Annotated in this window: 8 protein-coding genes; all 8 read left to right on the forward strand. The window is 64.0% G+C overall.

Annotation, left to right across the window (positions count from 1 at the left end; genetic code table 11):
- Window position 1 precedes the first annotated feature (1 nt).
- A complete protein-coding gene (locus IE101_RS19020) occupies window positions 2-1,513 on the forward strand; it encodes a phage portal protein (protein WP_189635429.1) in 1,512 nt (503 codons plus the stop codon).
- On the forward strand, window positions 1,513-2,823 hold the full coding sequence (locus IE101_RS19025; RefSeq protein WP_189635436.1) for a S49 family peptidase: 1,311 nt from the start codon (window positions 1,513-1,515) through the stop codon (window positions 2,821-2,823). Before IE101_RS19020 ends, IE101_RS19025 begins: the two co-directional genes overlap by 1 nt.
- 55 nt (window positions 2,824-2,878) lie before the next feature.
- Complete coding sequence (locus tag IE101_RS19030) at window positions 2,879-3,259, forward strand: head decoration protein (protein WP_189635430.1); 381 nt, start codon at window positions 2,879-2,881, stop codon at window positions 3,257-3,259.
- A 48-nt stretch (window positions 3,260-3,307) separates the two neighbouring features.
- A complete protein-coding gene (locus IE101_RS19035; RefSeq protein ID WP_189635431.1) occupies window positions 3,308-4,330 on the forward strand; it encodes a major capsid protein in 1,023 nt (340 codons plus the stop codon).
- A gap of 11 nt (window positions 4,331-4,341) precedes the next feature.
- Window positions 4,342-4,656 carry a head-tail joining protein gene (locus IE101_RS19040; protein ID WP_189635432.1) on the forward strand — a complete coding sequence of 105 codons (315 nt, stop codon included), beginning with the start codon at window positions 4,342-4,344 and terminating at the stop codon, window positions 4,654-4,656.
- A complete protein-coding gene (locus IE101_RS19045; protein WP_189635433.1) occupies window positions 4,653-5,273 on the forward strand; it encodes a DUF6441 family protein in 621 nt (206 codons plus the stop codon). Before IE101_RS19040 ends, IE101_RS19045 begins: the two co-directional genes overlap by 4 nt.
- 119 nt (window positions 5,274-5,392) lie before the next feature.
- Window positions 5,393-6,241, forward strand: a complete 849-nt coding sequence (locus tag IE101_RS19050; RefSeq protein ID WP_189635434.1) for a hypothetical protein — start codon at window positions 5,393-5,395, stop codon at window positions 6,239-6,241.
- A 632-nt stretch (window positions 6,242-6,873) separates the two neighbouring features.
- A partial coding sequence (locus tag IE101_RS19060; RefSeq protein ID WP_189635435.1) for a hypothetical protein occupies window positions 6,874-7,325 on the forward strand: 452 nt, incomplete at its 3' end.

Consider the following 7,325-nt stretch of genomic DNA (forward strand, 5'->3'; position numbering starts at 1 on the left):
CATGGTGCTCGACGCATTCCGCGCTCGCCTCGGCAGCATCATCGGCGGGTTTGACGCCGCGCAGTCCCACCGCCGCATGCGCGGCTTCCGCGCCACCCGTGCCCATGTGAACACGCTGATTGCGGCCTCGGGGGAAACCATCACCGCCCGCGCGCGCTGGCTGGTCAGGAACAATGGCTACGCCGCGAATGCGGTCGATGCCTTTGCGAACCATGTCGTCGGCGACGGCATCAAGCCCTCGTCGAAGATCGCGGACGCGGCTCGGAAGGAGGAGCTGCAAAAGCTCTGGCTCGCCTGGACCGACGAGGCCGATGCCGAGGGGCTGACCGACTTCTTCGGGCTGCAACGCCGGGCCTCGCGGGAAGTGTTCCTTGCGGGCGAGGTGTTCCTGCGCGTCCGCACACGGCGGCCAGAGGATGGGCTGACCGTGCCGATGCAGCTGCAGATGCTGCCCTCGGAGATGCTGCCCCAAGACATGACCCGCGTCCTGCCCGGGGCCGGGTCGATCCGGCAGGGCATCGAATTCGACGGGATCGGCCGCCGCGTGGCCTACCACTTCCTGCGCCGCCATCCGGGCGACATGACAGATCCGGGGCTGGCCGGGGAGACGGTTCGGGTTCCCGCATCCGAGGTGATCCACATCCTCGACCCGGTCGAGGCGGGCCAGCTGCGCGGCGTGTCGCGCTTCGCCGCGGCCGTGGTGAAGCTCTTCACCCTCGACCTCTACGACGACGCGGAATTGGAGCGGAAGAAGACCGCGGCGATGTTCGCGATGTTCATCACCTCCCCCGCCCCGGAAACCGCGCTCGATCCGGCCGAGGACGATCTGGAGGTCGAACCGGGCCAAGTGGTGCGACTGGATCCCGGCGAGGATGTCACCACGCCATCGACGCCGGATTCTGGGTCCACCTACGAGCCCTTCCAATACCGCACGCTCCTGCAGATAGGCGCCGCGCTGGGCGTGCCCTATGGCTATCTGACCGGTGACACCGCGAAGGGAAACTTCTCGAACACCCGGATCGCATTGGTCGACTTCCGCCGACGGATCTCGGCCTTCCAGCATTCGGTGATGGTCTATCAGCTCTGCCGCGCCGTCTGGACGCGATGGATGGACACGGCGGTGCTGGCCGGGGCCATCGATCTGCCAGGTTACGCCACCGATCGGCGGCAATACCTCGCCTGCGACTGGCTGCCCACCAAGTGGGACTGGATCGATCCGGCCAAGGATGCGTCGGCAGAGATCCTGCAGATCGAGGCGGGCCTGAAATCCCGCACGCAGGCCATCGCCGAGCGCGGCTACGATGCCGAACAGGTCGACCGGGAAATCGCGGCCGAACGCAAACGCGAGGCAGACCTCGGCCTCGACTTCCGGCGGCCGGGATCCCCGGCGCAGGCGGCCGGTGGCGGCGCTGGGCCGGGCGATGCAGAGGACGAGCGGCGGGATCAGCAGGACAGCGGCGATCAGGAAGACGATGGCGAGGACCGGGAACCCCGGCCTGCGGAGGAGGGATGATGCATCACACCCAGATCGCCCAGCGCGCCTTCAACACGCCTCTGATGGTTGATCCCGCCAAGGCGCTGGCATTCCTGGCCGGCCTTGGGCCGAGGATCACCGGCCGCGAGGTCAGCATCGAAGGGCAGGAGATCGCGGCTGAGGACCAGGATGCAGCCACCCTGCCCGCCCGTGCGTCACTCTTCGGCGACGACCTGACCAATCGCCAGGCGCGCAACGGTGGCCAGCCCTTCGCCGTGGTGGATGGGATCGCGGTCATCGAAATCGCCGGAACGCTGGTGCATCGCGGCGCCTGGATCGGGCAGTCTTCGGGGCTGACTTCCTACGAGGGAATTGCGGCCCAACTTCAGGCGGCGCTGGCCGATCCTGCGATCCGCGGCATTGCGCTCGATATCGACAGCTTCGGTGGCGAGGTCGCAGGGGCCTTCGACCTAGCCGACCGACTCCGAGCCGCCCGGACGCAGAAGCCAGTCCATGCCTTCGTCGCCGATCATGCCCTCTCGGCCGCCTATGCGCTGGCCTCCCAGGCCGACCGGATCATCCTGCCCCGCACCGGCGCTGTCGGCAGCATCGGTGTCGTGGCCATGCACAGCGACATGAGCGGGGCGCTGGACCAGAAGGGCATCGCCGTCACGCTGATCCACGCCGGGGCCCGCAAGGTCGATGCGAACCCTTACCAGCCCCTGCCCGAGGCCGTCCGCGACAGGATCGCGGGCGAGTTGGAAGACCTCCGCCAGCTCTTCGCCGAAACCGTCGCCGAAGGGCGTGGTCGCCGCCTCGACACCCTACGCGCACTGGGCACCGAAGCCGCCGTCTTCCGCGGCGAGGCGGCTGTCTTCGCCGGTCTCGCCGACGAGGTGGCCGATCCGGTCACCGCCTTCCGCGCTTTCGCCGCCGCACCCCGCGGCAAAACCACCCCCAGAGGAAAGGGCCCGATGATGACCACTGCCCCCGAAGACCATGCGCAGCCTGCAACTGCGCCCGCCGCCAGCACCCCGCCGGAACCGGCCCCGCCCGCGGCAGTCGCGCCGCCGCAAACCACAGCGGCCGCCATGTCGCCCGAAGCGATCCGGGCGGAGGCGGCCGAGGTCGCTCAGGTCTGCGCGCAGGCGGCTCGCCTTGGCATCCAGATCGATGCCGCAGACGCAGTCACCAAGGGTGTGAAACCCGAAGCGCTGCGCGCGAAGGTGCTGGCCGATCTTGCCGCCCGCAGCGATGCCGCGGGCATCATCGCCACTGCCCCAGCGGCTGGCACCAAGGAAAGCCCCATCGTCGCGGCCGCGAAGAAATCGGCCGCCGCCTCGCGCTGACGCGCACCGCCCAGATCGGGCGCCCCCATCCCCCCAACATCCCGGAGACTGAACCATGCCCGTCCTGACGGAACCGCCCAGCATGGGCGATGTCCTCAAATATGAGGTCAACCCGAACTACACCCGCGAGGTGGTGACGCTGCTCGTAGGCATGCCCTATCCCGTCGGCGCCGTTCTCGGCCGCATCACGGCCAGCGGCAAGTACAAGCTCGCGACCAGCGGCGGCACGGATGGCGCACAGACCGCCTCGGCTGTCCTGCTCTATGCCATCGATGCCACGCTGGCGGACGCTACCGGCATCGTCGTTGCCCGTGGCCCGGCAATCGTCTCGCGCGCTGCGCTCGCCTACGACGCCACCGTCGATGACGGGGCGAAGATCACCACCAAGATCGGCCAGCTGGCCGCCGCAGGCATCGTCGCCCGCGACGGCGTCTGACGCAGCCCACCAAGCCGCGCCCATCCCTTCATCCCCCGGAGCCCCACCATGACCCTCGTCCGCAATCCCTTCGACGCTGGCGGCTATTCGCTGGCCGAAATGACGCAGGCCATCAACATCCTGCCCAACCTCTACACCCGCCTCGCCCAGATCGGCCTCTTCCGGTTCGAAGGCGTCAGTCAGCGCTCGGTCATCATCGAGCAATACGAGGGCGTCCTCAGCCTCTTGCCCTCCGTTCCCCTCGGCGGCCCGGCCACGGTCGGCACCCGGGAAGGCCGGTCCATGCGATCCTTCGCGCTGCCATGGATCCCGCATGACGACGTGGTCCTGCCGGCCGACATCCAGGGCGCCCCCGCGCTGGGCGCCTTCGACGCCGCCGATCCCCTGGTCGAGGTGATGAACCGCAAGCTGCTGCTGATGCGGCGCAAACATGCCCAGACCCGCGAATACATGGAGATGAACGCGCTCCGCGGCATCGTGAAGGATGGCGCGGGCACTACCCTCTACAACTACTTCACCGAATTCGGTCTCGCGCAGATCTCGGTCGACTTCGCCCTCGGCACCGCAGGCACGAACGTGCAGGGCAAGGTCCGCGAAGTGCTGCGCGCCATCGAGGACAACCTCTTGGGCGAGGCGATGACCTCGGTCCATGCGCTGGTCAGCCGTGAGTTCTTCGACAAGCTGATCGCGCATCCGAAGACCGAGGAAGCCTACAAGTTCTACGCCTCGACCGGCGCCCAACCCCTGCGCGAGGATGTCCGCCGCAACTTCCCCTTCGGCGGGATCCTGTTCGAGGAGTATTCCGGCACCGTCACCCTCTCGACCAAGGCCACCGAACGGCTGGTCCCCGCGAACGAGGGGATCGCCTTCCCGCTCGGCACGATGGACACCTTCACCACCTACGGCGGCCCCGCAAACCTGCTGGAGACCGCCAACACCATCGGCCTGCCCCTCTACGCCCGCCAGCATCTCGACGAGAAGGGCCGCTGGATCGACGTCATGACCGAGGCCTCGATCTTGCCGGTGAACAAGCGGCCGCGGCTGGCGATCCGCCTGCACACGTCGAACTGACGGACGCACCCATGTCCGTCTTCGCCGCCGCCATGGACCGCATCTTCACCCATGCCTCCATGGCGGCCCCGGCCCTCTGGATCTCGGCCACGACGTCAGAGGAACGCCCGATCCGCATTATCCGCCGCGCGCCCGACCGCGTCACCGACTTCGGCGCGGGGCGCTTTGTCAGCGACACGACAGTGGTGGACGTCCGCGTGGCCGACCTGCCCGCGCCGCGCCCGGGCGACGTGATCGTCATCGGTGTCGACAGCCATGTCATCCAGGGAGAGCCGCTGCGCGACCGCGAACGGCTGATCTGGACCCTCGATTTGAGGCCCGCATGAAGCTGAAGCTGGAAATCAGCCCCGACCTCGCCGCCCTGATGCAGGCGGAAATCGCTGCGGGCGAGAAGGCCGTCACCACCGCCATGCGCGAGGCAGGCGCGGGCCTCAAATCTGCCTGGCGCGGCCAGATCACCGGCGCGGGCCTTGGCACCCGGCTTGGAAACTCGATCCGGCTGACCACCTATCCCAAGGGCGGCGAAAGCATGAATGCCGCGGCGCTGGTCTGGTCGAACGCCCCGGTGATCGTCGGCGCGCATGACACCGGGCCGCTGATCCGGTCACGCCAAGGCTTCTGGCTGCCGATCCCCACCCCGGCTGCAGGCAAATCCACCCGCGGTGGTCGCATCACACCCGGCGAATGGGAACGCCGTACGGGGCTGCGGCTGCGCTTCATCTACCGGCGCAGAGGCCCGAGCCTGCTGGTTGCCGAAGGGCGCCTGAACAGCAAGGGACGCGCCGTGGCATCCCGCGCGAAGTCCGGCCGCGGGCTGACCACCGTGCCGATCTTCCTCCTCGTGCCGCAGGTCAAGCTAGGCAAGCGGCTGCATCTGGCGCGAGATGCTGAGCGGGCCATCGACACCGTGCCGGGGTGGATCGTGGCGAGGTGGCACGAATGAAATGGAGCTACTCCTCAAGTTCAGACCACGAAAGGGATTGTCATTTGAGCCAGCTAGCCTTTTGAATAGCCTCAAGAATGTCTCGCACGTGTCGAGTCGCGCCATCTAAGTGAGGCCAAATGAAAGAGCTTGAGATTTTCCTTCAAGAGCATTTTTCAGAATCCGACTTCGTGTACAAGCCTGAGCATCCTCTACTCTTGCGAGGGCCTGATGCTCTCGTAAGTGGTACAGGAAATCTATGCGCGATCTTCGTACCAAACGGATGGGAGATTGATAACCCAGCTCACTTGGCGACTCGATTGATATCTTCGAGACTAGCGCTTCCCGAGCACTGCAGAACAGTCCTGTTGGCAGACGGCGTTGGAGGTGATTTCTTTCTTCTTGAGCGCGACTTTGGCTTATTCACAAGCTTGGGCGACTCGGCACTCCCAAAATTCATAGGCGATAGTAGCGATTTCGGATCATCAAGAAGGATGGAACGAGAGATACAAGCTGGCGTACTGAAGACCTATGACATCGCACTCACCTTGACTGAACAATCCTATCGAATCACCAGGACAAGGAGGTCTAGCTCCTCGCCTGAACCATCACGACGAGTTCATTCGAACAATAAAAGCTCACCGCTGGAAAGCGGTTTCCTAAAGTATTCGCCAAGGAATAGAATTGAGATCGAAGGACGCCCGATGTCCTTTCTATCGGGAAAGAATAGGAACAACGTAATCCAGCAGCTGATGTTTGCGGCAAGCGGCGCCATACTTGAGCGGTACACCCTAGATACGGGAATACCTTACCCTAAGGAAAAGCCCGTACATGTAGCTATATCCCCTGTTGCAGCGGAAGCTATCGACATGAGAGGCAAGTATGCCCACGGTGCCGCATTTTCGGGAACGTCACTGATTCCCACTGATGACTTGGAAACCATTCAGTCAGTGATTGAATTGAACAGATACGTTTCAGAGTCTTTTTAAAGTAAGGCTGCGCCCATGAAAGCTTTTGAGAAGCAAGCAAAGACCCTAGCACTGATTGTGAAGTCATCGACCAAGATTTCCAACCCAGCGACTCAATCAGCCATACTCGATGAAATCAATGAAACCGTCCGTGTGGCCAAGATAATGCCAGAGAGGCGTAAGCAGCTCTTGCGAATAATGCACCTCGCCAGAGGACTAGAGACCTCCGCTCGAGCGATTGTTGACGCAAACGGGATTGTTCTTTCCAACGATAAAAAGAACCTTGGAGGATACTTGTCAGCTCTCGCAAATCACGGAACCCCGATCATCCCACAGAACATGAAGAAGGAATGCTACGACCGCGTAGCGAGGCTTAGAAATCGAGTCGCACACGGCGCGGGGCAGTACCCAACCGGCAATCTGCAAGTCGACAGCGCATTCACTTCTGTGTATAATTGCTTGTCAATTATGCTCAGATAATGACCGACTATTTCTCAGTGGCTCGCCATCGGTTACGCCAATTCTTGAGTTGTTGCTGGTAAACGCAGGCACATGCTATCTCCATGATAATTCTGGATCGAATAGATTTATCGTTTCGGCTAGAGGCTCTTGATCCACTAATTTGATCGAGTCTAGCTCGGACAATTGACGTTATGCCCACCACCCGCGAAACCATCCTCGCCGCGCTGCAGGCGCGGCTGCAGCCGCTTGCCGCCCTTGTCCTGCGTGACGAGGTACTGCCCGAACGAATCCCGGCGGCCGGGCTGATCATCCTGCGCGACGGCCAGCCGGGCGAGCCGGAGGTGACGCTGTCGCCCCTGCGCTACCACTACCAGCACCGGGCGGAATTGGAGGTCGTCGTCCAGGCGGGCAATGGCCGGGCCAGCGCCTTCGACAGCCTGATCACCGCTATCGGCGCGGCTCTGGAGACCGACCGGACGCTCGGCGGAGTCTGCGATTGGGTCGAACCCGAAGCCCCGGCCTCGGTCGACCTGCCGGTCGAGGGCGCGGCGACCTTGAAGGCGGCCGTGATCACCGTCGTCCTGCATTCCGGACTTCGACAGTTATTCCCTGTTTTTTGGTTTTTCGGGTGTCGGCGTTTCAG

The organism is Gemmobacter lanyuensis, from assembly GCF_014652355.1.
In the GTDB taxonomy this organism is placed as follows: domain Bacteria; phylum Pseudomonadota; class Alphaproteobacteria; order Rhodobacterales; family Rhodobacteraceae; genus Gemmobacter; species Gemmobacter lanyuensis.

Excerpts from the sequence above, each read along its gene's own strand:
- IE101_RS19045 (WP_189635433.1), top strand. The coding sequence starts at position 4,653 with ATGAAGCTGAAGCTGGAAATCAGCCCCGACCTCGCCGCCCTGATGCAG.
- IE101_RS19020 (WP_189635429.1), top strand. The coding sequence starts at position 2 with ATGGTGCTCGACGCATTCCGCGCTCGCCTCGGCAGCATCATCGGCGGG.
- IE101_RS19025 (WP_189635436.1), top strand. The coding sequence starts at position 1,513 with ATGCATCACACCCAGATCGCCCAGCGCGCCTTCAACACGCCTCTGATG.
- IE101_RS19030 (WP_189635430.1), top strand. The coding sequence starts at position 2,879 with ATGCCCGTCCTGACGGAACCGCCCAGCATGGGCGATGTCCTCAAATAT.
- IE101_RS19040 (WP_189635432.1), top strand. The coding sequence starts at position 4,342 with ATGTCCGTCTTCGCCGCCGCCATGGACCGCATCTTCACCCATGCCTCC.
- IE101_RS19035 (WP_189635431.1), top strand. The coding sequence starts at position 3,308 with ATGACCCTCGTCCGCAATCCCTTCGACGCTGGCGGCTATTCGCTGGCC.
- IE101_RS19050 (WP_189635434.1), top strand. The coding sequence starts at position 5,393 with ATGAAAGAGCTTGAGATTTTCCTTCAAGAGCATTTTTCAGAATCCGAC.